A 25,917-nucleotide genomic window follows, 5' to 3' on the forward strand; every position below is an offset into this window, starting at 1 on the left:
GCAGCAACTCGGCCGCCCGCACCGCGCACGCCGTCTTGCCCAGCCCCGCCTGCCCGTGCACCACCACCACCGGCGTAGGACCGTCTGCGGACGCCGCCCGTCCCAAACGGCACAGCAACTCCAGCTCCGCCGCCCGACCGACGAAGTCGCCGAGCCCGCGCGGCAGCTCATACAACCGCAGCGGCTCCGGCACCGGACCGCCCGGCCGCGGCCGGCCCGCCTTGGCGGCCTCGGCCAGCTCTGCCCCCTGCTCGTCATCGAGCCGCAACGCTTCGGCCAGCGCCTGGACCGTGCGCCGTTGCGGGCCACGGCTGACGCCGCGTTCCATGTCCCCGATGGCCCGCACACTCACCCCGGAGGCGTGCGACAACTCCTCGATCGTCAGCCCCACGGCCTGCCGCAAACTCCGCAGCAACGCGCCGAACGAGCTGACCATCCATCCTCCTCAACACCGCCGCACTCCGGCCCATCGGCGGCTCGATCCAAGATAGCGACAGGTCTGAGATCGGCGGCTGGGGGCTATCCGAGCTGTCCCCGGCACCGACTGAAGGATTGCGGCGGAGCCCGCTGGGAGCTATCCGGGCAGTCCCCGGCGCCGGCCATGATGGGTTGCGGCGGGGCCCGTCCGAAGATCCTTCATCGGGTGGGGTCGGCTCTCCCCTGCGGAAATGGGGCTAGCGACCGATCATGGTCGCGTCGGAGAGCGACTGCTTGAGCGCCTCCGGCGTGCCTATGACGACCGTCAGCCTCCCCTTGGTCATTTTGGCCGCCGCGTTCCCGTTAACGCGCGCCTTTCCCAGGTCCTTGGCCTCAACGGTGACGAACATCCTGGTGGGCGTGCACCACAGCGTCACCGTGCTCTCCGAGCTGACTCCGGCCATGGGTTCCTTTGGCCCGGCGAAACCCTCTTCTGCGGTGGTGACGTTTCCCTCGGACTTCGTCAGGTCTTCGCTCAGGTTGAAGGTGACGCTGGAGGAACCCTGATCGGCGAGCCCGCACACGCCCTTGCTGTGGATCCAGGCGGCCATGTCATACTTCGCGACCTGGATCCGCGCCAGCACCTTGTCCGCCCCGTCCGGCATCTCCGATCTGGATGCTGACTCCGGCAACGCCGCCAGTGGCCAGCGGCTCGGATCCTTGAGCAGCCAGTCCTTCGGCTCCTCCTTCGGCCCCTCCGCCGAACACGCCGCCAGCAGCATGGCCGCAAATATCGCGACTATTCCCCTCATCAGTAGATGATCATAGTGCGGAAAGCGTCTTCACGGACGGCACTCCCCCGCTGACGTTTCAGGGCGAAGCCCCACGGATCGATAACCCAGTGATCGATCACGCCCAGGCGCTTTCCTGACTCGAACCCCGGCCAGGCACGACTCGCCGAACCCGGCTCCAGGCTCGGCTCGCGGGGTCGGGTGCCGGGTGCCTATCTGTAGCGGGTGCGGCGGCGGGCTGCGCGGATGCGGCCTGCCTATCTGTAGCGGGTGCGGCGGCGGGCTGCGCGGATGCGGCGCAGGATGCGCATGGGCTCCTCCGGGCAGGGTCGCCAGCCGCGTTCGATCAAGGCGCTGGCCGCGTGGTGGAGAAGGTCGGCGATCTGGCCCGGGATGACGTCTCTGCGGACGGCGATCACCCGCCAGCCCCGTCGCCGGAGCTCTTCCCTGCGGTCGGTGTCGTGTTGCCGGTCGGTGGGTGAGGTGTGATGCTCCTGGCCGTCGTACTCGACTGCGACCTTGAACTCCTCCCAGCCCAGGTCCAGATAGACGGACCGGTCGCCGCCCAGCTCCACCTTGATCTGGGTGGCCGGCCTGGGGAGACCGCCCTCCACGAGGATGACCCGGAGCCGGCTCTCTCCTGGGGAGGCGGCTCCCCGGTCGGCCAGGCTGAGGGTGTCGCGCAGGCGCCAGGAATGGAGACGGCGGTGCCACAGGGCGTCCAGATCGACGCCTCTGCGGGCGAACTGGTCGAGGAGCGCCACGGCCTCCACCCGTGGGAGCCAGCGGGCGCAGTCGAGGGCTGTGCGTTCCATGGTGGTGATCCGGACGCCTCGGTGCTCAGTGACGTCTGCGCCGGGAAGAGGCGCGATGTAGGTGACGCAACCGGAGATCACCGAATAGCCGGGGGTTGTCAGCTCGACGGGCCAATCAGAGTCTCGGGGTGAGGGGACATCGAGACCCCAGATATGAGCTGCTGTCTGGCGGCAGACGACCGCCTGCGGGATCGCCCGGGTTATGCGGGCAGCACGATCGGCCAAGGATGAGGACAGGGTGGGTGGACGTCGTGCGGCCACCCAGGCCGCAGCATCGGCACCGTGCGGGGCGAGGGCTCGGTCAGGGCTCGGGAGGGGTTGGTTCATGGCCGTAAGGATGCTTCGGCGAGGCAGGGCGGGGGCGGGCCGAACGGGGTTCTGTGGATAGGGGCGGGATATCCACAGGGGAGTGCGTCCCCCTTTTCCAAGAGGTGCGCCATATGCGGCTTCTCCAAGAGGTGCGCCATATGCGATGCCGGGATCAGGGGTGCAGGGTGAGGCCCTTCAGGACCTTGTCGACGCCGTTCTTCGGCCCGTGCACCGCGACGCCCACCAATACCATCTCATCGGCTTCCACAGCCCGTACGGCCGCCCGGTTGTCCGCGTCGTGCCCCGTCTTGAACATCTCCTCGATGTAGACGGCGACGTCCATCTCCCGCCCCACCGCCTTCTCCCGGACGGTCCGCAACGCCTCCACGTCGCCCACGTAAACCAGCACAGGCTGACGGAACGTGGGCAGATACGTATTGCCGGACCCGTCCTCGTACGGCTCCCCGATGGTCTCGGGCACACCGCCCGCCACGGCGCCGGCCAGGAAGGCGGTGACGTTGAGCTGCTGCCATGCGACCAGATCGCCGCGCACGACGATGCCGATCTTAGTGTCGAAACGCATGGTCCCAGTCTCACCGGCCCGCCCCCGCCCGGTCTTGAACGCTCGTGCGCCGAATCAGCTCACCGGGGGTGCGCGGACCCCCGGATCCTGCACCGCCGGGTCAGCGCAGAAGGATTGGACCCGGATCGCGCACCGCCGGTCAGCGCAGAAAGATCGGACCCGGACCGCCCCGACGGTCAGGCCAGGAACATCGGACGCCAGTCCGGCACCTCGTGGTATCGCCGCAGCTCCGCCACCCCCGACAGGAACCCGCCCCACGCCGCGTAAGGAGGCCGCTCGGCGTCGAACCCGCTCTGCACCATCGTCAGCCGCGTCTTCCCGCCGGACCCCTCCAGCTCCCACGTGGCCACCCCCGGACCACCCCAGTCCAAGGTCAGCTTGGAGTCGGGCTCGAGTTCGAGCACCTTGGCAGGGCTGGGGTCGTTCGCGAGGCCGCCCATGGCGTAGCGCCCGCCGACGTACGGCTCGATCTCGATCGGGAAGCCGAACCACCGGGTCACCGCCTCCGATTCGATCAGCGAGCCGAACACCTCCGACGGCGGCGCGTCGATCGTGAACCGCGCCCGCAGCTCCGACGACGTGAAGTCGACCTTCTGCGTGAGCTCGCGGCCCTCGAAGTGCTCCGCCAGGTTGGCCAGTGCCGTGCACCAGTACGTCTGCAGCACCCCCCGGATGCTCTTGCCCGTGATGACGTCCTGGAAGTCGAAGTGCGTCTGGGAGAGCGTCACGATCGTCACCCCGTCCGCGTCCCCCGGCTCCAGCGCGAACTCGGTCGTCGTCTCCTCCCCGTCCAGCAGCCACGAGAACCGGACCGTCCGCTCATCGGCGTGCAGCAGCCGCTGATGCGGCGCGTCGCCCTCAGGGGTGGTGCTCCCCCAGAATCCGAACCGGTCGGGCAGCTCGACCTCAGCGTGGTCGGCGAGCCAGATCCGCAGCGTGGCGGGGTCGGTGAGGGCGTGACGCACCTCCTTCAACGGGGCCAGGACACGGGCTCGAATGATCATGGGCTCAGTCATGCTCTGGTTCTCCTTCGAATCACGAATCATTCTCGGAATCGCCTAAGGGGCCGGTCGGGGAGTCGTGAGAGGGGGCGTCGGAAGCCTTGGGGTAGCAGGCGACGGTCAGTTTGAACGCGTCGCCCTCCGCCCCGCCATACCGTGTGAAAAGACCCTGCAGCATGGTCTGCAGCTCGTTCAGGAACTCCTGCCGGTTCTCGGGACGCACGTGGATCTCCCCGGACAGACCGATCGACGGCAGCTCCGGCGCGGTCCTGTCGAGCGCCGCGATGTCGGCCTGCACGTCCTCCATGAGGTCCAGCAGGTAGCCCAGGCTGAACTCGTCGCGAGCCTTACGCAGCCCGATGCGGCCGACCAGCCGGGGCGACAACCAGTACGAGCGCGCTCCGGCCTGGTAGATGCCCTCGTGGATCCCGCGCACCTTGCGCTCGGCCACCAGGTCGACCAGCCCGGCCTCGACCAGCCGCTTGACGTGGTAGTAGACCCGTTGCGGCGTCTGCCCGAGCCGCTCGGCGACCTCGGAGCACGTGCGGGGCTCGGCCAGGTGCCGCAGCACCTCCACGCGCTGCGGCTTGAGCAGCGCCTCGGCCTGCTCGATCTCTTCCAGATACAGAACGTCTCTCATCGCAAAAACGATGCTTTACGTAAAATTCATTTTTGTCAATAGAATAGGTGGATGCAACAGGACTGGTCCCGCTACTGGCGGTCGCCCGACCGGCCGATCGAGGCCATGTACGCCCACTTCGAGCGGCACGTCTACCACCGCCACAGCCACGAGACCTACTCCTTCGGCGTGACGGAGACGGGCGCCCAGTCGTTCACGTGCCGCGGCTCGGCCCACACGAGCGCGGCGGGCATGGTCATGGCCTTCAACCCCGAGGACCCGCACGACGGCCATGCCACCGACGCGCTCGGCTTCACGTACCGGATGGTGCACATCGGTCAGGACCTGGTGTCCGACGCCCTGGCGGACGCGACGGGCCGCCACACGGGCCTGCCTCTCTTCGCGACCCCGGTCGTGCAAGATCGAGCCCTGGCCGACTCCCTCCAGGCCCTGCACGCCGCCCTCCTGGGCAACGCCACCGCCCTCCACCGCGACGAGCTCCTCACGGCCACGATCGCGGCGATAGCCGGCCGCGCGGGCACGACGCACCTCCGCGCACGCGGCGGCACGGGCAGGTCGAAAACGCTGGCCGACAGGGCCAGGCAGCTTCTCAACGACCGCCTGACGGACAACCTCACCATGGACGATCTGGCCGCCGCCACGGGCGCCAGCCGCTACACCGTCTACCGCGCCTTCCACACCGAGTACGGCCTGGCCCCCAGCGACTACCAGCGCCAGCTACGCCTCAGAACGGCCCGCACCCTGATCACCGCGGGCACCCCGATCGCCGAGGCGGCGACCACGTCGGGCTTCGCCGACCAAAGCCACCTGACCCGCTGGTTCACCCGCTATTTCGGCCTGACCCCAGCCGCCTACCGCAGCTCCGCACCGGCCTAGCTCCGCACCGGGCCAGGCCACACAGGAACAACTCGCGCGGAGCCGGCTCCGCACAGGGCTGACGAAGAAAACCACGGAGCAGGCCCAGAAGACGCTCCGTAACGGCGGCGCGCCACTGACCGGTCAGCGGCCGTTCCCCTGGACAGACGCGAGCCAGAGACGGCGCCTGGCCGTCCTTGGCACCGCGTAAAAGAGAAAAGGTTATGACCAGGTGTCGGGGTCGGGGTCGGGGCCGTCGGAGAGGAGGCGCAGGTCGGCGTCGACCATCATCGAGACGAGTTCGTCGAAGGAGACCTTCGGCTCCCACGCGAGCTGCGTACGCGCCTTCTTCGGATCCGCGCACAGCAGATCCACCTCGGCCGGCCGGTGCAACGCCTGGTCGGTCACCACGTACTGCTCCCAGTCCAGCCCCGCCGCCGTGAACGCCGCCTCCACCAGGTCCCGGACCGACTTCATCCGCCCCGTCCCGATCACGTAGTCCTCGGGGTTGCCGGCCCGCAACATGAGGTGCATCGCCTTGACGTAGTCCCCCGCGAACCCCCAGTCGCGGCGCGCCTCCATGTTGCCCAGCCGCAGCTCGGTGGCCAGCCCCAGCTTGATCCGCGCCACCCCGAGCGTGACCTTCCTGGTGACGAACTCGGTGCCGCGCCGCGGCGACTCGTGGTTGAACAGGATCCCCGACACCGCGAACATCCCGTACGACTCCCGGTAGTTCTGCGTGAGGAAGTGCCCGTACGCCTTGGCCACCCCGTACGGCGATCGCGGATGGAAGGCGGTGCTCTCGTTCTGCGGCGTCTCGCTGACCTGACCGAACATCTCGGAGGACGAAGCCTGATAAAAGCGGATCTGTCCGGAGGCGCCCAGCCCTCGCGACGTGCCCGCGCCCCCGCCCCGCGACGCGCCCGAGCACACCCGGATCGCTTCGAGCATGCGCAGCACGCCCATCCCGGTCACCTCGGCCGTGAGCTCGGCCTGCTCCCACGACATGGGCACGAACGAGATCGCCCCCAGGTTGTACACCTCGTCCGGCTGCACCCGCTCCACCGCGGAGATGAGCGACCCCTGGTCCAGCAGGTCGCCCCGCACGACCTGCACGTCGGACAGCAGCCGGCGCATCCGGGAGACCCGCGGGTTCGCCTGGCCGCGGACCAGGCCCCACACCTCATACCCTTCGCCGAGCAGATGCTCCGCCAAGTAGGAACCGTCCTGGCCGGTGATGCCGGTGATCAGAGCGCGCCTGGCCAAGGGTCCTCCAACTATCACGTATGTGCAGATTTCCGCTCCGTGCGGTGGTCCGCTGAACGCGACCTACCGCGCCGCATCCCTTTGGGACGGGAATGTACAGGTAAGCACCCCGATAGAGCAGCAGGACCCCTAGAACACGTTCCACCGAACCACGCTCGGTTACAGCAACGTCGCAGTTCGCACGGCCTGTGTTAGCCATTGTGAACCATTCCAGCCGACCTACCGAATGGTAGCCTTCACGGACTAAGGTCATCTTTCACGGTACATGCTCACCTCAGGGCCATACCGGCGGAGAAAGGGGTGTCCGTGCGGGAAACGCTGCGGATCGCGCTGCTGTCCTACCGCAGCAAACCCACGTGCGGTGGCCAGGGTGTCTACCTCCGCCATCTGAGCCGCGAGCTGGTCGCGCTCGGCCACCACGTCGAGGTGTTCTCCGGCCAGCCGTACCCCGAGCTGGACGAGGGCGTCATCCTCCGCGAGGTGCCCAGCCTCGACCTCTACCGCGACGAGGACCCGTTCAGAACCCCCAAGCTGCATGAATACCGCGACTGGATCGACTGGCTCGAAGTCGGGACGATGTGGACGGCCGGGTTCCCCGAGCCGCTGACGTTCACGCTGCGGGCCCACCGCGAGCTCAAGAAGCGGCTCGGCGACTTCGACGTCGTCCAGGACAACCAGACCCTCGGGTACGGCCTGCTCGGCATCCAGAAGCTCTTCCCCGTGGTCGGCACCATCCACCACCCCATCAGCGTGGACCGCCGCATCGAGCTCGAAGCCGCCAAGGGCGTCAAGAAGCTCACCATGCGCCGCTGGTACGGGTTCGTGAAGATGCAGTCCCGCGTCGCGCCCCGGCTGAACCCGATCCTGACCGTCAGCGAGTCGTCGCTGGGCGACATCCACCGTGACTTCAACGTCCCCCAGGCGAACATGCGGCTGATCCCGCTCGGGGTCGACACCCGTTACTTCCACCCGCGCCCGGACAAGCCCCGGCGCAAGGGCTCGATCGTGGCGGTGGCCAGCGCCGACTCCCCCATGAAGGGCGTCGCTACGCTGCTGCGCGCCGTGGCCAAGCTGGCCACCGAGCGCGACGTGCACCTCACCGTCGTGAGCAAGCCCACCCCTGGCGGCCCCACCGAGCAGCTCGTCCAGGAGTTGTCCCTCCAGGATCGGGTGCGTTTCGTGCACGGCATCTCCGACGACGAGCTCGGCGAGCTGATCGCCACCTCGGAGATCTCGGTCGTCCCCTCGCTCTACGAGGGCTTCTCACTGCCCGCCGTCGAGCACATGGCCTGCGGCACGCCCCTGGTGGCCAGCCGGACGGGCGCCCTGCCCGAGGTCGTCGGGGACGCCGCCGTCCAGGTGCCGCCCGGCGACGCCGAGGAGCTGGCCGCCGCGCTGCGCCGCCTGCAGGACTCCCCCGAGGAGCGCGAGCGGGTGGGCAAGGCCGGATACGACCGGGTCATGGAGCGCTACACCTGGAACGTCGTGGCCAAGAAGACCGTCGAGGCATACCGCGAGGCCATCGCGGCCCACAAGAGCTGATCATGAGGAGAAGCGACAAGTGCTGACCGTGGACTTCGCCCGGCTGCCCGTCGGCCCTGGCGTGCGCGTGCTCGATCTGGGCTGCGGCGGCGGCAGGCACGCCTTCGAGGTGCTGCGCCGGGGGGCGGAGGTGACCGCGTTCGACATGGACCAGTCGGAGCTGGACAGCGTGGCGGCCATGTTCGCGGCGATGGACAAGGGCGGCGAGGTGCCGCCGGGCGGCAGGGGCGAGACGGTCCAGGGTACGGCGCTCGGCATGCCGTTCGAGGACGGTCACTTCGACCGGGTCATCGCGGCCGAGGTGCTGGAGCACATCCCCGACGACATGGCGGCCATGCGGGAGATCTTCCGCGTGCTCAAGCCGGGCGGCACGGCCGCGATCACGGTGCCGAGCTTCTTCCCGGAGCGGATCTGCTGGGCGCTGGACGAGGACTACCACACCGCACCCGGCGGACATGTCCGGATTTATACGTTGGCTGAGCTGTCGGCGAAGCTGAAGTTCACCGGGTTCGAGATCGGCCCGCACCACCACGCCCACGGGCTGCACGCGCCCTACTGGTGGATCAAGTGCGCGGTGGGCGTCAACAACGACGACCATCCGGTCGCCAAGGCGTACCACGAGCTGCTGGTCTGGGACATCATGAAGCGTCCCGCCGCGACCAGGATCGCCGAAGCCGTGCTCAACCCGCTGATCGGCAAGAGCGTGGTCCTCTACGTCAGGAAGCCATGATCTCCCGCGAGGAGGTCGTACGCACGGCCGGGAGCATCGCGGCGATACAGCAGGACGACGGCGGGGTGCCGTGGCCGGAAGGGCACGTCGACGCCTGGAACCACATCGAGTGCCTGATGGCCATGACGGTCGCCGACCTGGCCGAGCCCGTCCGCCGCGGCTACGCGTGGCTGGCCCGCCACCAGCGCGCCGACGGCTCCTGGCCGATGAAGCTCGTCGACGGCGTGCCCACCGAGCCGGGCGGCGAGACGAACCACGCCGCCTACGTCGCCGCCGGAGTCTGGCACCACCATCTCGTCACCGGCGACCAGCGGTTCACCGAGGAGCGCTGGCCGATGGTCAAGGCCGCGCTCGACTACGTGGTGGGCCTCCAGACCGAGCGGGGCGAGATCGTCTGGGAGCGTGACGCGCAGGGCAGGCCGTCGGCGTACGCGCTGCTCACCGGCTGCTCCTCCATTCACCAGGGGCTGCGCTGCGGCGTGCTGCTCGCCGACCATCTGGGTGATCCGCAGCCGCACTGGGAGCTGGCCGCCGACCGGCTGGCGCACGTGCTGGCGGCGCATCCCGAGGCGTTCGCCGACAAGAGCCGCTTCTCGATGGACTGGTACTACCCGGTGCTCGGCGGGGCGGTGCGCGGGCGGCAGGCGTTCGAGCTGCTGGAACGCGAGTGGGCCACGTTCGTGGTGCCGGGGCTCGGCATCAGGTGCGTGTCCGACCAGCCCTGGGTGACCGGGGCCGAGACGTGCGAGCTGGTGCTGGCGCTCGACGCGCTCGGTGATCGGGCACGGGCCCTGACGCTCTTCGCCGACATGCAGCATCTGCGGCATGAGGACGGCTCGTACTGGACGGGCTGGCAGTTCGCCAACCGCAAGCACTTCCCGCACGAGCGCTCCGGCTACACCGCCGCCGCCGTCGTGCTGGCGGCCGACGCGCTGCTCGGGCTCTCGCCGGGCGGCGGGTTGTTCCGCGACCTGGCCGGGACGTCCGTGTCCGACCCGGAGAGCTGCGGGTGCGAGCAGGCGCAGTCCTTCACGGCGGGCGCCGGACCGCACGCGGCCGACGGCCGCCGTGACGACGGCATCTGACCGCACCCGCAAGGGCTTTTGCGGGTTCTTTGCCGGGGACATCCGGTGTGCCGCCGATGAATGGCGCATTGGGGTTACTAGCTTCGTGTCTGGCCGTACGAGGCGTCTTCGGGGGAAGCGTGGGCGACACGGGCACAACAACGTTCTTGGATCAGGTCAGGATCGAGCCGGCACTGTCCCGGGCCCGCGGACTGCGGAGGTTCCTGGTCAGGAATCCTCTGGAGTCCGATCTGGGGCGGCGGAGGTTCCGGCTGCGTGGCGGGCCATCTCGGACAGTATTCGCGGATGCTGAAAACTCGTATGTTTTCGGCTTCAACGCGGTGATGTCGCGAGAAGTTGAGAAAATTGAGGAAATTTCGCTAGAGCAGCGGCCTTACGGCTACGAGGGCGCGGCGTCCGCCGCCACCGTCCTCGACCTGCTCACCTTGACCCGGGGCCGGCGCCTTCATGAGCTACTGGCCGGCCCCGCCCAGCATCACCGGCACGCCGCCTACCTCGGAGCCGGCCGCGCGTACGCGCTGCTGCGCCTGCGGCCGCTCTGGGGGGCGCGGCGGGCGCATCCGCTGCTGCGGTGGCTGGCCGTGGACGGGTTCGGCTTCCAGTGGAGCCTGGCGCGGGCCGACCGCATGGTCGGCGAGCGCACCATGCCTGACCTGCTGACCAGGGCCCACTGCGCGGTCTTCGACCAGGGGCTCGGGCGGCTGCTGTGGTATCACGACTGCGCGTCTCCCGACGTCGGCGCCCGGATCGGCGGCTACCCGGCGACGCGGCGGGCCGACCTGTGGAGCGGCGTCGGGTTCGCGGCGACCTACACGGGCGGAGCCGAGAGCGACGAGTTGTGGTGGCTGACCGAGCGGGCCGGCGCCGACGGGTTCCGGGCCCACCTCGCCCAGGGGTGCGCGTTCGCGGTCGCCGCCCGGCTGCGGTCGGGGTGCCTGCCGGACCACGCGGCGCAGGCCGTACCGATCCTGGCGGGCGCCGAACCGGAGGACGCGGCCTCGTGGACGGACCGGGCGCTCATCGCGCTCGGGCACGAGGCGCACACGCACGAGGACTTCCAGCGCTGGCAGGCCCAGACCCGCCGCTCCTGGATCCGCCGCAACCGCGAACCCTGACCCGCCCGCACCCCGGCCCAGGCCGGGGTACGCCGCCAAAAACGTCAGATGCCCTGGCCGACGCGTTGGAGCACGCGGAGCGAGCCCTCGACCGACACCTCGCTGAACGCCCCCGACCGCAGCGCCCGCTGGTAGACCCGGTAGGGAGCCTGCCCGCCGTCGGCCGGATCGGGATAGATGTCGTGAAAGACCAGCGCCCCGCCCTCCATGACGTGCGGCGCCCACCCCTCGTAGTCGCGCGTCACCGGCTCCTCGGAGTGGCCGCCGTCGATGAACACCATCGCCAGCGGCGTGTGCCAGAGCCGGGCGACCCGCTCCGACCTGCCGACGATCGCGATGACCTCGTCCTCCAGCCCGGCGGCCGCGATCGTGGCGCGGAACGTCGGCAGCGAGTCCATCTTCCCGAACCGGTGGTCCACCAGCGACGGGTCATGATGGGCCCAGCCCGGCTGGATCTCCTCGGAGCCCCGGTGGTGATCCACGGTGATCACCACGGACCCGGCCTGCCTGGCCGCCGCGCCGAGGTAGATGGCGGACTTGCCGCAGTAGGTCCCGATCTCGCAGACGGGCCCCAGCTTGCCGTACTGACAGGCTGCTTCGAAGAGGGCCAGGCCCTCGTTGGGCGGCATGAATCCCTTGGCGTGCTTGGCCGCGTAAAGCAGCTCTGACGGCATCGTCATAGGGATGCACCCTAGCCGAACCGAATAACATTCCAGGGACCCCTTGCAGCGCTCTTCTGGAACCTGTTCTACTTGGCAGCGTGAATCAGCGCGCTCGCATCGCCATGTCGGACGAGGACGTCACCGCCTTCCTGGAGGACGCGCGCAAGCTGCAGCTGGCCACGATCAACGCCGACGGCACCCCCCACCTGGTGACGATGTTCTACGGGATGGACGCGGGACGGATCGCCTTCTGGACCTACGCCAAGGCGCAGAAGACCCGCAACCTGGCCCGCGATCCCCGGGTGAGCTGCCTCATCGAGACCGGCGACGACTACGGCGAGCTGCGCGGCGTCCTGCTGTACGGAACGGCCGAACGGGTGGACGAGCGCGATCGGGTCATGGCCATCGGCATGATGATCGCCCGCCGGATGACTCCTGGCGTGCCCGACGACCTGCTGCGCCCGTACGTGGAGAAGACCGGGCTGAAGCGGGTGGCGTACGTCGTGGAGCGCACCAAAGTGGTCTCATGGGATCACAGGAGGCTCTCATGAAGGTCAAGGTAGACGAGCTGGTCTGCGAGGCCAACGCCGTGTGCATGGGGCTCGCCCCCGAAGTGTTCGACGTGGACGACGACGACCAGCTCCACGTCCTGCTTCCCGAACCACCCCCCGAACTGCAGGACCGCGTCCGCCACGCCGTCCGGTCCTGCCCCAAAGCCGCCCTTTCCCTCGACGATTAGCCCCAGGCACGAGGAGGAACCCCATGCGCGCCGCGATCCTGCACGCCGTAGGCAACGACAAGCTCGACATCCGCGACGACGTCACCCTGGCCCCGGTCGGGCCGGGCGACGTCCGTGTGCGGATCAAAGCGACGGGCGTCTGCCACTCGGACCTGTCGGCCATGTCCGGCGTGCTGCCGCAACCCGTGCCGCTCGTCCCCGGCCACGAAGGCTCGGGCGAGGTGGTCGAGGTGGGCGAGCACGTCAGCTCCGTCAAACCCGGCGACCACGTGGTGATCAGCTGGCGCCCGGCCTGCCAGGAGTGCGACCTGTGCGTGGGCGGCCAGCCGTTCCTGTGCATGAAGTACGTGATCGAGGGCTTCACCAAGGGCAACTTCCGGTTCGGCGGCGACGGCGCGACGGCGTTCGGGATGGCGGGCTGCGGCACCTGGGCCGAGGAGGTCATCGTGCCCTGGCAGGGCGCGATCAAGATCGACGACGACGTGTCGTGGGAGGCGGCGGCCCTGATCGGCTGCGGCATCACCACCGGCGTCGGCGCCGCGATCAACACCGCGAAGGTACGCCCGGGCTCCACGGTCGCGGTGATCGGCTGCGGCGGCGTCGGCCTGTCGGTCATCCAGGGCGCCCGCGTCTCCGGCGCCAGGACGATCCTCGCGATCGACCCGCTGGAGTCCAAGCACGAGCTGGCCAGGAAGGTCGGGGCCACCCACGCGGTCACCCCCGAGCAGGTCCCCGACGCGCTGAACGAGATCACCGGCGGCGCCGGCTTCGACTACGGCTTCGAGGTGGTCGGCAAGGGCGCCACGATCCAGAGCGCCTGGGCGGTCACCCGGCAGGGCGGCGACGTCATCGTGGTCGGCGCGGGCGCGATGGACGACATGGTGTCGATCTCGGCGTTCAGCCTGCTGTTCGAGGGCAAGAACCTGCTCTCCAGCCTGTACGGCGAAGCCGACGTGCGCCACGACTTCCCCTACTTCGCCAAACTCCACAAGTCCGGCCAGCTCGACCTCGAATCGATGATCAGCTCCCGCATCCGCCTCGGCGATCTGAACGACGCCGTGGCGGCCCTGCGCGGCGGCGAGGTGCTGCGCCAGATCGTCCTCATGGACTGACGGCACGGGCGAAAGCATCCGGAAGAGCTCCTGGCGACGTCCCGCCAGGAGCTCTTCCTATGGCCCAGTCCTGGGAAAGGCACGCCCCGGCACCGGCGAGGTAACGCACCCGCACCTCTCTGCTCTGCTACAGCTAGTAGCAGTTTCAATACAGAAAGGAATCTACGGTGCGCCGATTCGGACCCATCCTCGCCGCCACCGCGATCGGAGCCACGGCCCTGTTCGCCGTTCCGGCTCTCGCGGAGACGAGCTCCTCGACCGCCGCCCAGCAGCAGGCCGTCGCCGTCAACGATCACGACCACTGGAAGCCGTTCAACATCCTCGAGTGGGCGCTCACCCACGAGGACCGCTACTACTGGGACCTGAGGGACGAGCGGGCACACGACCGCGACGACTACTGACGTGCGGCCCAGGCGCCGGGACACTCACCCGGCGCCTGGAGCGCCCTCCTAGGTGGTGGAGAAGGCCGCGTCGAAGGCCGTCGCCGGCGGGGTGATGGAGTTGAGCCGCCGGATGTAGCCCAGCGCCTCTTTGGCCCCGTCCAGCCGGTCCATCCCCGCGTCCTCCCACTCGATCGAGATCGGCCCTTCGTAGCCGATCGAGTTGAGCGCCCTGAAGCAGTCCTCCCACGGCACGTCGCCCCGGCCCGTCGAGACGAAGTCCCAGCCGCGCCGCATGTCGGCCCACGGCAGGTGCGACGACAGGCGGCCCTTGCGGCCGTCGCCGACGCGCATGCGCGTGTCCTTGCAGTCGACGTGGTAGATCCGGTCCTTGAAGTCGAGGATGAAGCCCACCGGGTCGAGGTCCTGCCAGACCATGTGCGAGGGGTCCCAGTTGAGGCCGAACGCGGGACGGTGGCCGATCGCCTCCAGCGTCCTGACCGTCGTGTAGTAGTCGTAGGCGATCTCGCTCGGATGGACCTCGTGGGCGAAGCGGACCCCGGCCTCGTCGAAGACGTCGAGGATGGGGTTCCAGCGGTCGGCGAAGTCCTGGTAGCCGGCCTCCACCATGGCGGCGGGCACCGGCGGGAACATCGCGACCGTGTGCCAGATGGAGGAGCCGGTGAAGCCCACCACCGTGTCCACGCCCAGCAGCGCGGCGGCCCGCGCGGTGTCCTTCATGTCCTCGGCGGCGGCCCGGCGCACCGACTCGGGGTCGCCCGAGCCCCAGACGCGGGCCGGCAGGATGGCCTTGTGGCGCTCGTCGATGAGGTCGCAGACCGCCTGGCCGACGAGGTGGTTGGAGATGGTCCACACCTTCAGGCCGTGCTTGTCGAGCTGCTCGCGCTTCTGCTCGACGTATGACGGGTCGGCCACCGCCTGGGCCACGTCGAAGTGGTCACCGGAGCAGGCGATCTCCAGGCCGTCGTAGCCCCACTCGGCCGCCAGCCGGCACACCTCCTCGAACGGCAGGTCCGCCCACTGTCCCGTGAACAGCGTGACTGGTCGCATGCGTCAATCCTCCACGTTCGTGTAGCGGCTGCCCTCAGCCGCGCTGCGCTCGACCGCCTCCAGCACCCGCTGCACCCGCAGCCCGTCGGCGAACGACGGCGACGGGTCGGCCCCGGTGGCGACCGCCTCCAGGAAGTCCTTGATCTCGTGGGTGAAGGTGTGCTCGTAGCCGAGCCCGTGCCCCGGCGGCCACCAGGCGCCCACGTAGGGGTGGTCGGGCTCGGTGACCAGGATCCGCTCGAAGCCGCCCCCGTGGACGCTGAGCCACAACTCGTTCATGGCCTCGAAGTCGAAGGAGAGGCTGCCGAGCGAGCCGTTGATCTCGATGCGCATCGCGTTCTTGCGCCCGCTGGCGAAGCGGGTGGCCTCGAAGGAGGCCACCCCGCCGCCGGACAGCCGGCCGATGAACAGCGCGGCGTCGTCCACGGTGACCGTGCCCCTGGCCGCCGAGCCGGTCGCGCCCAGCCCGGCCGACTCGGTCGCCAGCGGGCGCTCCTTGATGAACGTCTCCGTCAGCGCCGAGACCCCGACCACCTTCTCGCCGGTGATGAACTGCGCCGCGTCCACGATGTGCGAGCCGATGTCACCGAGCGCGCCGGCCCCCGCCTTGTCCTTCTGCAACCGCCAGACCAGCGGGAACTCCGGGTCGACGATCCAGTCCTGCAAGTAGGCGGCGCGCACGTGCCTGATCTCGCCGAGCCGGCCCTCCTCGACGTAGCGGCGGGCGAGCGCGATCGCGGGCACCCGCCGGTAGTTGAAGGCGACCATGCTCTTGCCCGGCGCCGCGGCGGCCGCCGCCACCATGGCCTCGGCCTCGGCGACGGTGTTGGCCAGCGGCTTCTCACAGAGCACGTGCTTGCCGGCCTCCAGCGCGGCGATGGCGATCTCGGCATGGGAGTCGCCCGGCGTGCAGATGTCCACGATCTGCACGTCGTCACGCTTGATCAGCTCACGCCAGTCCGTCTCGACGCCCGCCCAGCCGAGCTGCGCGGCGGCGGCCTCGGTGCGCTCCTTCGACCGGCCGGCGAGCACCGCCATGCGCGGCGCCAGCGGCAGGTCGAAGAAGGCCCCCACGCTGCGCCAGGCCTGGGAGTGGACACGGCCCATGAAGGCGTAGCCGACCATGCCCACGCCGATGCTCGTGATGTCTGACATGCAACCCCCGATCAGGATTCGAAGCCGAGCGCCAGGTACTTCTCGACGTTCTCCTTGGTAATGGTCTCGGACGCGAGCGTGATGGACTGGGGAACCTGGTTTTCCACCAGATCACTCATGCCCTTCCCCTGGGCTATCAGACGCGCGAGCTTGATGGCGGAGGAGGCCATCGTGGGGCTGTAGGTGACCGTGGCCTGCAGCACCGAAGTGCCCGACTGGATCTCCTTCATCGCGTTCAGCGACCCGGCCCCGCCGACCATGATGAACTCGTTGCGGTTCGCCTCCTTGATCGCGGCGAGCACGCCCACGCCCTGGTCGTCGTCGTGGTTCCAGAGCGCGTCGATCTTCTTGTGCGCCTGGAGCAGCGACGTGGCCACCTGGTTGCCGGTCTCGACGGTGAACTTGGCGTCCTGCTTGGCCGTGACGCTGAACCCGTAGGTCTTCAGCGCGTCCGCGAACCCCTTGCTGCGGTCCTGCGTCAGCGGCAGCGTGGCGATGCCCTGGATCTCGACGATCACGGGGCTGGCGACGCCCTTGTCCTTGAGCTGCTTGCCGATGAAGTGACCGGCCGCGACGCCCATGCCGTAGTTGTCGCCGCCGATCCAGGTCCGGTAGGCCAGCTTGTCGGGGAAGACGCGGTCGAGGTTGATGACCGGGATGCCGGCGGCGGTGGCCTGCAACGCGATCTGGTTGAGCTGCTGGCCGTCGTTCGGCAGGATCACCAGGGCGCTCACCTTGGCCGCGATGAGTGACTCGACCGCCGAGATCTGCTGGTTGATGTCGTTCGTCGGCTCGACGGACCTGAACTCGACGTCGGCGAACTGCTTGGCGGCGGCCTCGGCGTTCTTGGCGATGGCCGCGATCCACCCGTGGTCGGCGGCCGGCGCCGAGAAGCCGATCACGACCTTCTGGCCGGCCTGGTCGTTGCCGCTCGCCGCCGGGGCGGGGGCGGCCGCCGCGCTGGTGGGCGCGGCAGCGGGCTCGTTGCTGGTGCAGCCGGCCGCTAAGAGGACGGCTCCGCCGACGAGGAATCCCCTGCGCGCGACGTTCTCGCTCATGGTGCTCTCTCCTTCAAGTTCCGCCGCTGGAGAAGGACCGCGACGACGATGATCAGACCCTTGGCGATCAACTGATCGCTGGTGTTCAGCCCGTTGAGAATGAACAGGTTGGTGATGAGCGTGAAGATCAGCAGACCCAGGATCGAGCCCACGATCGTGCCCCGGCCCCCGGTGAGCAGCGTGCCGCCGATGATGACGGCGGCGATGGCGTCGAGTTCGTACAGGTCGCCGTGGGTGGACGAGCCCGTGGTCGTGCGCGCCATGATCAGCACGGCCGCGATGCCGCAGCAGAGCCCGGACAGGGCGTAGAGCAACATCGTGTGCCTGCGCACGTCGATTCCGGCGAGCCTGGCCGCCTCGGGGTTGCCCCCGACCGCGTACGTCCGCCGCCCGAACGTCGTGCGGTTGAGCAGGATCCACCCCAGCACCACGACCAGGGCGAAGATGTAGACCAGCAGCGGGATGCCGAGCAGCCGGGTGGTCGACAGGTCGACGATGGTGGCGTTCTCGGCCTGGATGAGCTGCGTCTTGCGGTCGGACATGCGCTGCGCCAGCCCGCGGGCGGCGACGAGCATGGCCAGCGTGGCGATGAACGGCACCAGCCGCCCGTAGGAGATGAGCAGCCCGTTGACCAGCCCGGCCCCGGCGCCGACGAGGACCGCGCAGATCACCATCACCACCGGCCCGTACGACTGCGTGGCCAGCGTCGTCGCCCAGACCGAGGCCAGCGCCATGACCGCGCCCACCGACAGGTCGATGCCACCGCCGATGATCACGAACGTGGCCCCGACCGTGATCACGCCGATCGTGGCCGCCAGCGACAGGATGCTGACCAGGTTGGAGGTGGTGAGGAAGTTGTCCGGCCTGGTGAACATGCCGACGAGCACCAGGATCGCGAGCGCCCCCAGCAGGCCGAGATGGCGCATCTCGGAGATGCCCGAACCGAGGCCGCGCATCGGCCCCGGCCCTCTCGCGGCCGCATCCCCGGTGGGCGGATCCGCGTGTCTTGTGGGCTCGCTCATCACGCCGCCCTCCCATTCATGATCATGTCCAGTACGCGATGTTCGTCCAGCTCCGTGGCCGCGCCCTCGTGAATGACGGCCCCCTCGCGCAGCACCAGCACCCGGTCGGCCAGCCCGAGCACCTCCGGCACCTCGCTGGAGACCAGCAGCACGCCGATGCCCCGCTCGGCCAGGTCGTGGATCACCGCGTACAGCTCGGCCCTGGCGCCCACGTCCACGCCCCTGGTCGGCTCGTCGAGCAGGAGCAGCTTGCGCCCGCCGAGCAGCCAGCGGGCCAGCACGGCCTTCTGCTGGTTGCCGCCCGACAACGTCCTGATCGGGCGCTCGGTGTCGGGCGGGCGGATGTCGAGCAGCTCCGACAACCGCCTGGCCTCCTCCCGCTCCCGCTTGCGGTCGATCCAGCCGAACCTGGCGAACTCCGTCAGGGTCCCCAGCGTGATGTTCGCGGTGACGCTCTGGTCGAGGAGCAGCGCCTGGGCCTTGCGCTCCTCGGGGGCCAGGCCCATGCCCTGCCGGACGGTGCCGACGACGCCCCTGCGGACGGGCCGGCCGTCGAGCAGGACGCGGCCGGTGGCGGGGCGCGCTCCGTAGACCGCCTCCAGGATCTCCGAGCGCCCCGAGCCGACGAGGCCGGCCAGCCCGACGATCTCGCCCTCCCGCACGGAGAACGAGACGCCGGCGAAGACCCCCGGCGCGGTCAGGCCCTCGACGCGGAGCACCTCCTGGCCCGGCACGCGTTCGCCTCGGGGCGGGAAGACGTACTCGACGTTGCGGCCCGTCATGAGGGAGACGATCTGCGTCGTCGGCGTGTCTCGCGCCGGCAGACCCACGGCGACGGTACGTCCGTCCTTCAGCACGGTCACCCGGTCGCCGATCTCGCGGATCTCCTCCAGGCGGTGGGAGATGTAGACGACGGCCACACCCTGGGAGGTCAGCTCGCGGATGATCCGGAACAGGTTCGCGACCTCGTCGTGGGCGAGGGCGGCGGACGGCTCGTCCATGATGATCAGGCGGGCGTCGTGGGAGAGCGCGCGGGCCATCGAGACGACCTGCTTGGCCGCCGGCGACAACCGCCCGACCTCCGACGACGGGCGGATCTCCGGATGGCCCAGCCGCGTCAGCACCTCGCGGGCGGCGCGCCTGGCGGCGGCCCTGTTGACGAAGCCGAAGCGGGAGTGCTCGTGGCCGAGGAAGATGTTCTCGGCCACGCTGAGCCCGTCGACCAGGTCCAGCTCCTGGTAGATGGTGGCGAAGCCGAGCCTGATGGCGTCGATCGGGCTGCTGGGCCGCACCTGCGCGTCGTTGAAGACGATCGTGCCCTCGTCCGGCTGGTGGACCCCGGCCAGCACTTTGATCAGGGTCGACTTGCCGGCGCCGTTCTGGCCGAGCAGGCAGTGCACCTCCCCCGCCCGCACGTCGAGATCGACTCCGTCCAGCGCGCGCACGCCGGGGAACTGCTTGACGATGCCCTTCATGACCAGCATCGGAGATCCCTTTCAGGCGTTGACGATCCGGTTGATGTTGTCGGGTGAGAGGTAGTGCTCGATGGCGAGGATCCCCGCGCCCAGGGCGGCGGCGTTGATCCCCGTACGGCTCGGCGTGATCGACAGATGGTGCGTGGCCAGCGGGAGCGACCTGCGGTAGACCGTCTCCCTGATGCCGGCGAGCAGATGCTCGTGCACCCGCGACAGCGCGCCGCCGATGACGATGACCTCGGGGTTGAAGAAGTTGACCAGGCCGGCCAGCACCTCGCCGATGAGCCGACCCGCCTCTCTGACCAGCCGCAGCGCCTGGGTGTTGCCGGCCTGGACGAGCGCCACCACGTCGCCCCCCGACTCGGCCGCCAGGCCCAGCTCGGTCAGCCGCCGCGCGATGGCCGCCCCGCCGGCCACGGCCTCCAGACACGCGCTGTTGCCGCACCGGCAGCCGGCGTCCTCGTGGCCGCTGACCCTGATGTGCCCGATGTCGCCCGCCGAGCCCTGGGCGCCCCGGTGCAGCGTGCCTTCGGCCATGATGCCGCAGCCGATGCCCGTGCCGACCTTGACGAACAGCAGGTGCCTGATGCCGGGGAAGGCGTTGCGGTGCTCGCCGAGCGCCATCACGTTGACGTCGTTGTCGACCAGCACCGCCACGCCGCCGAAGTATTCGGGGATGGGGTAGTCGTTCCAGCCCGGCATGATCGGCGGGTTGTTCGGCCGTCCCGTGGCGAACTCCACCGGCCCCGGCACCCCGATGCCCAGCGCGCGCAGCGCCGCCCTGGGCCGCCCCGCCTCGCTGAGCAGCCGGTCGAGCCGCTCGTCCACGTGGGCCAGCACTTTGTCCGGCCCGTCGCCGATGAGCAGCTTGTCCTCGCACTCGGCCAGCACGTCGCCCGAGATGTCCATCAGCGCGACCCGGCAGTGCGTGGCGCCCAGGTCGACGCCCGCGAAGGCGTGCTCCTCGGTGTGCAGGCGCAACTGCCGGGGCGGCCGGCCGCCGGTGGACTCGCCGCTCTCGGTCTCCTCCACCAGGCCGCGCTCTATCAGCGCGTCCACGCGCTGGGAGATCGTGGACCTGGCCAGGCCCGTGAGCCTCGCGAGATCGGAACGGGTCGTCGCCGAGCCGGCGCTGATGAGCGTCAGCACGTCGCCGGCGGAGCCCGGCTGGGAGGTCATGCCGAGACAATAAGATCACCGATGCGGCAAATCAAGAGTGAGAATCGACCAAACTCCGCCAACTTCCGCCGAAGATCGAACAAAGCTAGCCTTCGTACGCACATTTCCGACATTTCGGTCTTTGTGGGGAAAGCAAAGAGCCGGCCTCCGCCATCGGCGGGGACCGGCTCCGGCCGGGACTACGGGATCAGAGCATGGCCTTCATCGAGTCGGCCGCCGTGAGCACGTACGGCTGCTCGGCCATGATGCTGTCCCAGTTGCCGGCGATGGCCTCCGGCGTGAGGTCGTCGGCCTTCCAGCCCGGCCCCTCGGCCACGAACACCCGCGCCACCCGGCCGCCGCCGACGCTGAAGACCTCGCCGCTCGCCTCGCACGAGTCGTGCACGAGATAGGCCACCAGCGCGCTGACCCGCTCCGGCGTGAACTTGGCCTCGAACTCGGCCGGCAGCAGCGCCTCCGTCATCCGGGTCCAGGCGATGGGCGCGATGGCGTTGGCCTTGATGCCGTTGCGCGCGCCCTCGATGCCGAGCGTCTTGGTCAGGCCGACCAGGCCCATCTTGGCGGTGGAGTAGTTGGCCTGGCCGAAGTTGCCGAACAGGCCCGCCGGGCTGGAGGTGTTGACGATGCGCCCGTAACCGGCCGCCTTCATGATCGGATAGGCGGCCTGGCTGACCAGGTAGGAGCCCCGCACGTGCACGGCGAGCACCCCGTCGAAGTCCTCGACCGTCATTTTGGCGAACGACTTGTCCCGCAGGATGCCCGCGTTGTTGACGACGATGTCGACCTTGCCGAACGCGTCGACGGCCGCCTGCACGATGCCCAGCGCGCCCTCGGGCGTGGCGACGTCGTCGACGTTGGCGACGGCCTCGCCGCCGTTCTTCGTGATCAGGTCCACCACGTCGGCGGCGGGCCCCGTGGAGGCGCCCGTGCCGTCGAGCGCGCCCCCGAGGTCGTTGACGACGACCTTGGCGCCCCGCTCGGCCAGCAGGAGAGCATGTGCCTTGCCGAGGCCGTGCCCGGCCCCCGTGACGATCGCGACCCTGTCATCGAACCGCAACATCGAACCTCCCACGCAGGAGAACAACATTCTAGTATGACTACGATATCCCGAGCGGGGACCGATGCGATGTAGCCCGAGCCGGGCTTGTGTGACGTCAGGCCGGGAACCACAGGTCGGGCTCGCCCGGCACCCGGCGCGCCCGCCCCTTGGCCTCCAGCCACGCCAGATGCGCCAGCGTCTCGTTGTTCGCCGAGCGCCGCATGAACGGCGGGATCGTCTCCCACGGCCGCGACCAGGTCAGCCGGGTCGCCACGTCCCAGCAGGCGACGCCGTCGGCCGTGCCGACGACCTGCTCGATCTCGGCCAGCCGCTCGTCGTGGTGGGCCATCACGTAGTCCACCCGCTCGGCCAGCTCCAGGAAGCGGTACTCGTGCGCGGGCAGCACCTCCTCGATGTCCAGCTTGCGCACGGCGGCCAGCGAGTCGAGGTAGTCGGCCAGCGGGTTGGGCCCGGACTGCGGATGCACGGCCACGAAGGGCGTGATCTTCGCCAGCACGTGGTCACCGGAGAGCAGCACCCGGCGCGAGGGCGAGACGAAGCACAGATGACCGGGCGAGTGGCCGGGGGTCCAGATGGCGCGCAGGTCCCACCCGGGCAGCTTGAGCTCCTCCCCGTCCTCCACCAGCCGGTCGGGCTTGGCCATCGAGACCATGTGCCTGATCATCATCGACGCGCCGGCCAGCTCGTCCAGCGTCAGCGGCGGCACCCCGCAGCGGACGAGCAGCGCGCGTTCCCGCTCGATCAGGGAGTCGATGGCGTCGTCGTCATAACGCTCGCGGACCAGGCGGGCGTCGGCCGGATGCAGCGCGATCCAGGCGCCCGACATCTCGCGGACGCGCCCGGCCAGGCCGTAGTGATCGGGATGGATGTGGGTGACCAGCACGCCCTTGACGTCGGTGATGGCGTAGCCGGCCACGCCGAGCCCGGCGACCAGCGCGTCGTACGCCTCGTCGGTGTTCCAGCCGGCATCGACGATCACCACGCCGTCGGGCAGTTCCAGGGCGTAGACCAGCACGTACCGCAGGGGGTTGACGGGGATCGGCACCGGGATCGACCACAACCCCGGGCGCACCCGCTCGACGTCGGGGATGGACCCGCCGATCCACGCCTCCCGCTGCGACAGACTGGCAGGGGTCACCACGAACTTCGTCATGACCTTAATTGTGCCCGAATGAAGTTCTAGAGCCGAATCATGTTCTACTAGGACCATGAAGCTGAGCCGCGAGATCTCAGACGATGGCCGCTTCGTCCGGCAGCCGAACCGCTTCACGGAACGACTCGGCCCCCCCGAGCCCGGCCGCTACCGGATCTACGCCTCCTACGCCTGCCCGTGGGCCCAGCGCGTGCTGATCGTCCGGGCCCTGCTGGGTCTGGAGGACATGCTGGACGTGACGATCGTCGACCCCATCCGCGACGAGAAGGGCTGGCGGATCCCCGGCGGCGACCCGGAATACCTGTCGGAGCTCTACCACGCGACCGACCCCGGCTACGCGGGCCGCTACACCGTCCCCTGCGTCTGGGACATCCGGGACAAGCGGATCATCACCAACGACTTCCCCCAGATCACCCTGGATCTGGAGACGTCATGGGGCACCGCCCCCAACCTCTATCCCGCACGCCTGCGCCCCGACATCGACATCATGAACGACCGCCTCTACCACGGCCTCAACAACGCGGTCTACGAGGCGGGCTTCTCCCGCGACCAGCAGGTGTACGAGGAGGCCGTGGCGCGCGTCTTCACCACGCTCGACTTCCTGGAGGTGCGGCTGGCCGAGTCGGCGTATCTCTTCGACACACTCACCGACAGTGACGTGCGCCTCTACACGACCCTGGCCCGCTTCGACTCGGTCTACCACGGGCACTTCAAGTGCTCGGTGCGGCGGCTGACCGACTATCCCGCGCTGTGGGCGTACGCCCGCAGGCTGCACGCCATCGCGGCCTTCGGCGAGACCACCGACTTCGACCAGATCAAGCGCCACTACTACCTCACCCAGACCAACATCAACCCGAGCCGGATCGTGCCGGTCGGGCCTGAGCTGGACTGGAGTCTTTAGCCGCGGGCATCCGCACGAACAGCAGGGCGGAGGCGAGCGCCACCACCGCCGCGCTCCCCCATGCCGCGGCGAGGCCCGCCTGCGCGGCCAGGGCGCCGAACGTCAGGTTCGCCAGCATCCCACCGGCCTGGAGCGAGAGCGAGCTGGTCGAGGTGACGGTGGTGCGCTCGGCGGCGGTGACCGCGCGGTGCGTCATCTCCAGGCAGAGCAGGCTGGTCACCGCGAGCCCGGCGAAGAGCACGACATAGGCGAGGGCGGCGCTCACCAGGCCCGCCGCGCCACCGACGCCGGACGTGGCGGCCAGCGACCCGACCGAGAGCGCGCAGACCACCACGCCCGCGATGGCGCCCCTGGCCGAGCCGCCCGCCAGCCTGGCCGCGCGGGGCGCGAGCGCGCTGCCCGCCGCGCTGCCCGCGAACCCCAGCGCCGCGACCACGGCGTAGGCCATGCTGCCGAGCTCGGCCGTGCCGGCCAGCTCGGCCAGCCGGCCGGGCGTGAGCAGCTCGATGGAGACCAGGACCACGCCGAAGCCGGCGGCGGCGAGCATCAGGCGGCGCAACATCGCGCCGCCCGCCGCCAGGCGCACGCCGGAGACGACGGTGGCGGGCACCTCGCGCAGCACGCCGGCCAGCGACCTGCTGACGTGCGCCGGCTCCGGCAGCGCGAACACCACCACGACCAGCATGACCACCCCGGCCAGCGCGCCCAGCAGCGGCGGGGCCGCCAGCGGGAACATCAGCTCCGCCGGCACCAGGAGCGGCACGCAGCCGCCGGCCAGCACGCCCACGCTCAGCGCCACGGACTCCATCGCGCCGCCCTTGGCCAGGCCGGGCCTGAGATCCGCGCCGGGGCCCTCGATCTCGTGCAGCGTGTCGACGTACCAGGAGGTGGCCGGGCCGCTCGACAACGCTCTGGCCACACCCTTGAACACGCCGGCGACCATGAACATCCATAACGTCGTGGACACACTCAGCAGCGCCAGCCCCGCCACGAGGAACGCCGCCGAGGCGGCCAGCACCATGCGCCGTCCCACGACGTCGGCCAGGCCGCCCGTGGGCAGCTCCAGGCTGACCGTGACGAGCGAGAACACCGTCATGGCCAGTCCGACCTCCGCCAGGCTGAGGCCCCGCTCGGTCATCAGCAGCACCATGCTCGCCACGGTGAGCCCGATGGGCAGCCAGGACAGGAAGCTGACCAGCATGTAGCGCCGCAGCGCGGACCGGGCGGTCATCGGTCCACCCCGCGCCCGACCGGGACGCCGCCCAGCCAGACGTTGACCCGTTTGCTCTCGGGGTCGCCCTCGTGGCGGCGGACGACCTCGCGCAACAACTCCGTGGCCTGTTCGACGAACTCGAGCAGCCCGGCGGGCGGCAGGTCCACCAGGTGGTCGCTCATGCCGGACACGTCCACCCACGCGCGGGGCCGTTCGCCGAGGTCGAACGCCTCCAGCAGGCGCCCGACCGACTCCACCTGCCGCAGGTGCATGATCCGCACGGCCTCGCGGCCCTCGCCGGTCGCCGCCATCTCGACGTTGTCCCAGGAGGTGTAGCGGTGGCGGGCCCGCCAGCGGCGCTCGCGGCCGTCGCTCCGCTCGTCGTCCTCCTCGATGAAGCCGTATTTGAACAGCTCCCGCAGGTGGTAGCTGGTCGAGCCGGAGCTCTCGCCCACGGTGCGGCCCAGCTCGCTGGCGGTGGCCGGGCCGTCGCTGCGCAGCAGGCCGAGCAGGCGCACGCGCAGCGGGTGGGCGACCACCTTGAGCACCTGGGGATCGCTGATCTTGTATTGGTACTCCATGATCTCA

General features: G+C 69.7%; 28 protein-coding genes. 10 read left to right on the forward strand and 18 right to left on the reverse strand.

The genetic code is table 11. From position 1 onward, the window contains the following. The 6 genes from ACWD0F_RS41435 to ACWD0F_RS41460 all read right to left on the reverse strand — a co-directional run. On the reverse strand, positions 1 to 436 hold a 436-nt coding region (locus tag ACWD0F_RS41435), incomplete at its 3' end, for a helix-turn-helix domain-containing protein (protein ID WP_449886823.1). 238 nt (positions 437 to 674) lie between these two features. Further along, complete coding sequence (locus tag ACWD0F_RS41440) at positions 675 to 1,199, reverse strand: hypothetical protein (RefSeq protein WP_449886826.1); 525 nt, start codon at positions 1,197 to 1,199, stop codon at positions 675 to 677. Positions 1,200 to 1,465: 266 nt separating this feature from the next. Next, on the reverse strand, positions 1,466 to 2,023 hold the full coding sequence (locus tag ACWD0F_RS41445) for a DUF559 domain-containing protein (RefSeq protein ID WP_449886828.1): 558 nt from the start codon (positions 2,021 to 2,023) through the stop codon (positions 1,466 to 1,468). A 481-nt stretch (positions 2,024 to 2,504) separates the two neighbouring features. Further along, on the reverse strand, positions 2,505 to 2,915 hold the full coding sequence (locus ACWD0F_RS41450; RefSeq protein WP_449886831.1) for a DUF2000 family protein: 411 nt from the start codon (positions 2,913 to 2,915) through the stop codon (positions 2,505 to 2,507). A 176-nt stretch (positions 2,916 to 3,091) separates the two neighbouring features. After that, the gene (locus tag ACWD0F_RS41455; protein WP_449886834.1) at positions 3,092 to 3,931 is read right to left on the reverse strand and encodes an SRPBCC domain-containing protein; all 840 of its coding nucleotides are present in this window, start codon (positions 3,929 to 3,931) and stop codon (positions 3,092 to 3,094) included. 19 nt (positions 3,932 to 3,950) lie between these two features. After that, the gene (locus tag ACWD0F_RS41460) at positions 3,951 to 4,556 is read right to left on the reverse strand and encodes a helix-turn-helix domain-containing protein (RefSeq protein ID WP_449886837.1); all 606 of its coding nucleotides are present in this window, start codon (positions 4,554 to 4,556) and stop codon (positions 3,951 to 3,953) included. A gap of 51 nt (positions 4,557 to 4,607) precedes the next feature. Between ACWD0F_RS41460 and ACWD0F_RS41465 the strand changes: the two genes are divergently transcribed. Then, the gene (locus tag ACWD0F_RS41465) at positions 4,608 to 5,432 is read left to right on the forward strand and encodes an AraC family transcriptional regulator (protein WP_449886839.1); all 825 of its coding nucleotides are present in this window, start codon (positions 4,608 to 4,610) and stop codon (positions 5,430 to 5,432) included. 201 nt (positions 5,433 to 5,633) lie between these two features. Here the strand turns inward: ACWD0F_RS41465 and ACWD0F_RS41470 are convergent, their stop codons facing one another. Continuing rightward, positions 5,634 to 6,677, reverse strand: a complete 1,044-nt coding sequence (locus ACWD0F_RS41470; RefSeq protein ID WP_449886842.1) for a GDP-mannose 4,6-dehydratase — start codon at positions 6,675 to 6,677, stop codon at positions 5,634 to 5,636. A gap of 300 nt (positions 6,678 to 6,977) precedes the next feature. Between ACWD0F_RS41470 and ACWD0F_RS41475 the strand changes: the two genes are divergently transcribed. The 4 genes from ACWD0F_RS41475 to ACWD0F_RS41490 are packed head-to-tail and all read left to right on the forward strand — an operon-like array spanning position 6,978 to position 11,149. Continuing rightward, positions 6,978 to 8,219, forward strand: a complete 1,242-nt coding sequence (locus ACWD0F_RS41475) for a glycosyltransferase family 4 protein (RefSeq protein ID WP_449886844.1) — start codon at positions 6,978 to 6,980, stop codon at positions 8,217 to 8,219. A gap of 19 nt (positions 8,220 to 8,238) precedes the next feature. Next, positions 8,239 to 8,949, forward strand: coding sequence for a class I SAM-dependent methyltransferase (locus tag ACWD0F_RS41480; RefSeq protein WP_449886846.1), 711 nt, complete (start codon positions 8,239 to 8,241; stop codon positions 8,947 to 8,949). Beyond that, positions 8,946 to 10,034: a prenyltransferase gene (locus ACWD0F_RS41485; RefSeq protein ID WP_449886849.1), complete on the forward strand. Its 1,089-nt coding sequence runs from the start codon at positions 8,946 to 8,948 to the stop codon at positions 10,032 to 10,034. Before ACWD0F_RS41480 ends, ACWD0F_RS41485 begins: the two co-directional genes overlap by 4 nt. Before the next feature lie 56 nt (positions 10,035 to 10,090). Then, positions 10,091 to 11,149 carry a DUF1702 family protein gene (locus ACWD0F_RS41490; protein ID WP_449886852.1) on the forward strand — a complete coding sequence of 353 codons (1,059 nt, stop codon included), beginning with the start codon at positions 10,091 to 10,093 and terminating at the stop codon, positions 11,147 to 11,149. A gap of 44 nt (positions 11,150 to 11,193) precedes the next feature. Here the strand turns inward: ACWD0F_RS41490 and ACWD0F_RS41495 are convergent, their stop codons facing one another. Further along, positions 11,194 to 11,823, reverse strand: coding sequence for a class I SAM-dependent methyltransferase (locus tag ACWD0F_RS41495; RefSeq protein WP_449887077.1), 630 nt, complete (start codon positions 11,821 to 11,823; stop codon positions 11,194 to 11,196). Positions 11,824 to 11,909: 86 nt separating this feature from the next. On the opposite strand from ACWD0F_RS41495, the gene ACWD0F_RS41500 reads away from it, so the two are divergent. The 4 genes from ACWD0F_RS41500 (at position 11,910) to ACWD0F_RS41515 (ending at position 14,063) form a co-directional block, all read left to right on the forward strand. Next, positions 11,910 to 12,362 (forward strand): pyridoxamine 5'-phosphate oxidase family protein, encoded by a 453-nt coding sequence (locus ACWD0F_RS41500; RefSeq protein WP_449886854.1) that lies wholly within the window; start codon positions 11,910 to 11,912, stop codon positions 12,360 to 12,362. Then, positions 12,359 to 12,550: a ferredoxin gene (locus ACWD0F_RS41505; RefSeq protein WP_449886858.1), complete on the forward strand. Its 192-nt coding sequence runs from the start codon at positions 12,359 to 12,361 to the stop codon at positions 12,548 to 12,550. The genes ACWD0F_RS41500 and ACWD0F_RS41505 overlap by 4 nt, the downstream gene beginning before the upstream one ends. Positions 12,551 to 12,573: 23 nt before the next feature. Then, positions 12,574 to 13,662: a Zn-dependent alcohol dehydrogenase gene (locus ACWD0F_RS41510; protein WP_449886861.1), complete on the forward strand. Its 1,089-nt coding sequence runs from the start codon at positions 12,574 to 12,576 to the stop codon at positions 13,660 to 13,662. Positions 13,663 to 13,829: 167 nt separating this feature from the next. Next, positions 13,830 to 14,063, forward strand: coding sequence for a hypothetical protein (locus ACWD0F_RS41515; RefSeq protein ID WP_449886863.1), 234 nt, complete (start codon positions 13,830 to 13,832; stop codon positions 14,061 to 14,063). A 48-nt stretch (positions 14,064 to 14,111) separates the two neighbouring features. Here the strand turns inward: ACWD0F_RS41515 and ACWD0F_RS41520 are convergent, their stop codons facing one another. The 8 genes from ACWD0F_RS41520 to ACWD0F_RS41555 all read right to left on the reverse strand — a co-directional run bounded on the left by ACWD0F_RS41520 (position 14,112) and on the right by ACWD0F_RS41555 (position 23,215). Continuing rightward, on the reverse strand, positions 14,112 to 15,113 hold the full coding sequence (locus tag ACWD0F_RS41520) for a sugar phosphate isomerase/epimerase family protein (RefSeq protein ID WP_449886866.1): 1,002 nt from the start codon (positions 15,111 to 15,113) through the stop codon (positions 14,112 to 14,114). A 3-nt stretch (positions 15,114 to 15,116) separates the two neighbouring features. Further along, complete coding sequence (locus ACWD0F_RS41525) at positions 15,117 to 16,268, reverse strand: Gfo/Idh/MocA family protein (RefSeq protein WP_449886869.1); 1,152 nt, start codon at positions 16,266 to 16,268, stop codon at positions 15,117 to 15,119. Positions 16,269 to 16,279: 11 nt separating this feature from the next. Further along, positions 16,280 to 17,326 (reverse strand): substrate-binding domain-containing protein, encoded by a 1,047-nt coding sequence (locus tag ACWD0F_RS41530; RefSeq protein ID WP_449886871.1) that lies wholly within the window; start codon positions 17,324 to 17,326, stop codon positions 16,280 to 16,282. Continuing rightward, positions 17,323 to 18,282, reverse strand: coding sequence for an ABC transporter permease (locus tag ACWD0F_RS41535; RefSeq protein ID WP_449886874.1), 960 nt, complete (start codon positions 18,280 to 18,282; stop codon positions 17,323 to 17,325). Before ACWD0F_RS41535 ends, ACWD0F_RS41530 begins: the two co-directional genes overlap by 4 nt. Before the next feature lie 65 nt (positions 18,283 to 18,347). Continuing rightward, positions 18,348 to 19,832 carry a sugar ABC transporter ATP-binding protein gene (locus tag ACWD0F_RS41540; protein WP_449886878.1) on the reverse strand — a complete coding sequence of 495 codons (1,485 nt, stop codon included), beginning with the start codon at positions 19,830 to 19,832 and terminating at the stop codon, positions 18,348 to 18,350. 12 nt (positions 19,833 to 19,844) lie between these two features. Further along, entirely contained in the window at positions 19,845 to 21,002 is a 1,158-nt protein-coding gene (locus ACWD0F_RS41545) for an ROK family transcriptional regulator (protein ID WP_449886881.1), read from the reverse strand. Positions 21,003 to 21,189: 187 nt separating this feature from the next. Next, positions 21,190 to 22,062, reverse strand: a complete 873-nt coding sequence (locus ACWD0F_RS41550) for an SDR family oxidoreductase (RefSeq protein WP_449886884.1) — start codon at positions 22,060 to 22,062, stop codon at positions 21,190 to 21,192. Positions 22,063 to 22,156: 94 nt separating this feature from the next. Beyond that, positions 22,157 to 23,215, reverse strand: coding sequence for an MBL fold metallo-hydrolase (locus ACWD0F_RS41555; RefSeq protein ID WP_449886887.1), 1,059 nt, complete (start codon positions 23,213 to 23,215; stop codon positions 22,157 to 22,159). A gap of 55 nt (positions 23,216 to 23,270) precedes the next feature. Between ACWD0F_RS41555 and ACWD0F_RS41560 the strand changes: the two genes are divergently transcribed. Continuing rightward, on the forward strand, positions 23,271 to 24,116 hold the full coding sequence (locus tag ACWD0F_RS41560) for a glutathione S-transferase family protein (protein WP_449886890.1): 846 nt from the start codon (positions 23,271 to 23,273) through the stop codon (positions 24,114 to 24,116). Here ACWD0F_RS41560 and ACWD0F_RS41565 read toward each other — a convergent pair. Together ACWD0F_RS41565 and ACWD0F_RS41570 are read right to left on the reverse strand one after the other, a co-directional pair. After that, a complete protein-coding gene (locus ACWD0F_RS41565) occupies positions 24,064 to 25,347 on the reverse strand; it encodes an MFS transporter (RefSeq protein ID WP_449886894.1) in 1,284 nt (427 codons plus the stop codon). The two genes, ACWD0F_RS41560 and ACWD0F_RS41565, sit on opposite strands and share 53 nt — an antisense overlap. After that, complete coding sequence (locus tag ACWD0F_RS41570) at positions 25,344 to 25,910, reverse strand: helix-turn-helix domain-containing protein (RefSeq protein WP_449886897.1); 567 nt, start codon at positions 25,908 to 25,910, stop codon at positions 25,344 to 25,346. The genes ACWD0F_RS41565 and ACWD0F_RS41570 overlap by 4 nt, the downstream gene beginning before the upstream one ends. Positions 25,911 to 25,917: the final 7 nt, after the last annotated feature.

It is taken from the genome of Nonomuraea sp. NPDC002799 (genome assembly GCF_053592075.1).

Bases quoted from the DNA above. Each gene is read 5' to 3' on its own strand.
- ACWD0F_RS41495 (WP_449887077.1), bottom strand. From the start codon at position 11,823: ATGCCGTCAGAGCTGCTTTACGCGGCCAAGCACGCCAAGGGATTCATG.
- ACWD0F_RS41465 (WP_449886839.1), top strand. From the start codon at position 4,608: ATGCAACAGGACTGGTCCCGCTACTGGCGGTCGCCCGACCGGCCGATC.
- ACWD0F_RS41490 (WP_449886852.1), top strand. From the start codon at position 10,091: ATGAATGGCGCATTGGGGTTACTAGCTTCGTGTCTGGCCGTACGAGGC.
- ACWD0F_RS41525 (WP_449886869.1), bottom strand. From the start codon at position 16,268: ATGTCAGACATCACGAGCATCGGCGTGGGCATGGTCGGCTACGCCTTC.
- ACWD0F_RS41505 (WP_449886858.1), top strand. From the start codon at position 12,359: ATGAAGGTCAAGGTAGACGAGCTGGTCTGCGAGGCCAACGCCGTGTGC.
- ACWD0F_RS41510 (WP_449886861.1), top strand. From the start codon at position 12,574: ATGCGCGCCGCGATCCTGCACGCCGTAGGCAACGACAAGCTCGACATC.
- ACWD0F_RS41535 (WP_449886874.1), bottom strand. From the start codon at position 18,282: ATGCGCGGCCTCGGTTCGGGCATCTCCGAGATGCGCCATCTCGGCCTG.
- ACWD0F_RS41440 (WP_449886826.1), bottom strand. From the start codon at position 1,199: ATGCTGCTGGCGGCGTGTTCGGCGGAGGGGCCGAAGGAGGAGCCGAAG.
- ACWD0F_RS41560 (WP_449886890.1), top strand. From the start codon at position 23,271: ATGAAGCTGAGCCGCGAGATCTCAGACGATGGCCGCTTCGTCCGGCAG.
- ACWD0F_RS41530 (WP_449886871.1), bottom strand. From the start codon at position 17,326: ATGAGCGAGAACGTCGCGCGCAGGGGATTCCTCGTCGGCGGAGCCGTC.
- ACWD0F_RS41455 (WP_449886834.1), bottom strand. From the start codon at position 3,931: ATGACTGAGCCCATGATCATTCGAGCCCGTGTCCTGGCCCCGTTGAAG.
- ACWD0F_RS41520 (WP_449886866.1), bottom strand. From the start codon at position 15,113: ATGCGACCAGTCACGCTGTTCACGGGACAGTGGGCGGACCTGCCGTTC.
- ACWD0F_RS41545 (WP_449886881.1), bottom strand. From the start codon at position 21,002: ATGACCTCCCAGCCGGGCTCCGCCGGCGACGTGCTGACGCTCATCAGC.
- ACWD0F_RS41565 (WP_449886894.1), bottom strand. From the start codon at position 25,347: ATGACCGCCCGGTCCGCGCTGCGGCGCTACATGCTGGTCAGCTTCCTG.
- ACWD0F_RS41460 (WP_449886837.1), bottom strand. From the start codon at position 4,556: ATGAGAGACGTTCTGTATCTGGAAGAGATCGAGCAGGCCGAGGCGCTG.
- ACWD0F_RS41450 (WP_449886831.1), bottom strand. From the start codon at position 2,915: ATGCGTTTCGACACTAAGATCGGCATCGTCGTGCGCGGCGATCTGGTC.
- ACWD0F_RS41570 (WP_449886897.1), bottom strand. From the start codon at position 25,910: ATGGAGTACCAATACAAGATCAGCGATCCCCAGGTGCTCAAGGTGGTC.
- ACWD0F_RS41485 (WP_449886849.1), top strand. From the start codon at position 8,946: ATGATCTCCCGCGAGGAGGTCGTACGCACGGCCGGGAGCATCGCGGCG.
- ACWD0F_RS41555 (WP_449886887.1), bottom strand. From the start codon at position 23,215: ATGACGAAGTTCGTGGTGACCCCTGCCAGTCTGTCGCAGCGGGAGGCG.
- ACWD0F_RS41550 (WP_449886884.1), bottom strand. From the start codon at position 22,062: ATGTTGCGGTTCGATGACAGGGTCGCGATCGTCACGGGGGCCGGGCAC.
- ACWD0F_RS41540 (WP_449886878.1), bottom strand. From the start codon at position 19,832: ATGCTGGTCATGAAGGGCATCGTCAAGCAGTTCCCCGGCGTGCGCGCG.
- ACWD0F_RS41445 (WP_449886828.1), bottom strand. From the start codon at position 2,023: ATGGAACGCACAGCCCTCGACTGCGCCCGCTGGCTCCCACGGGTGGAG.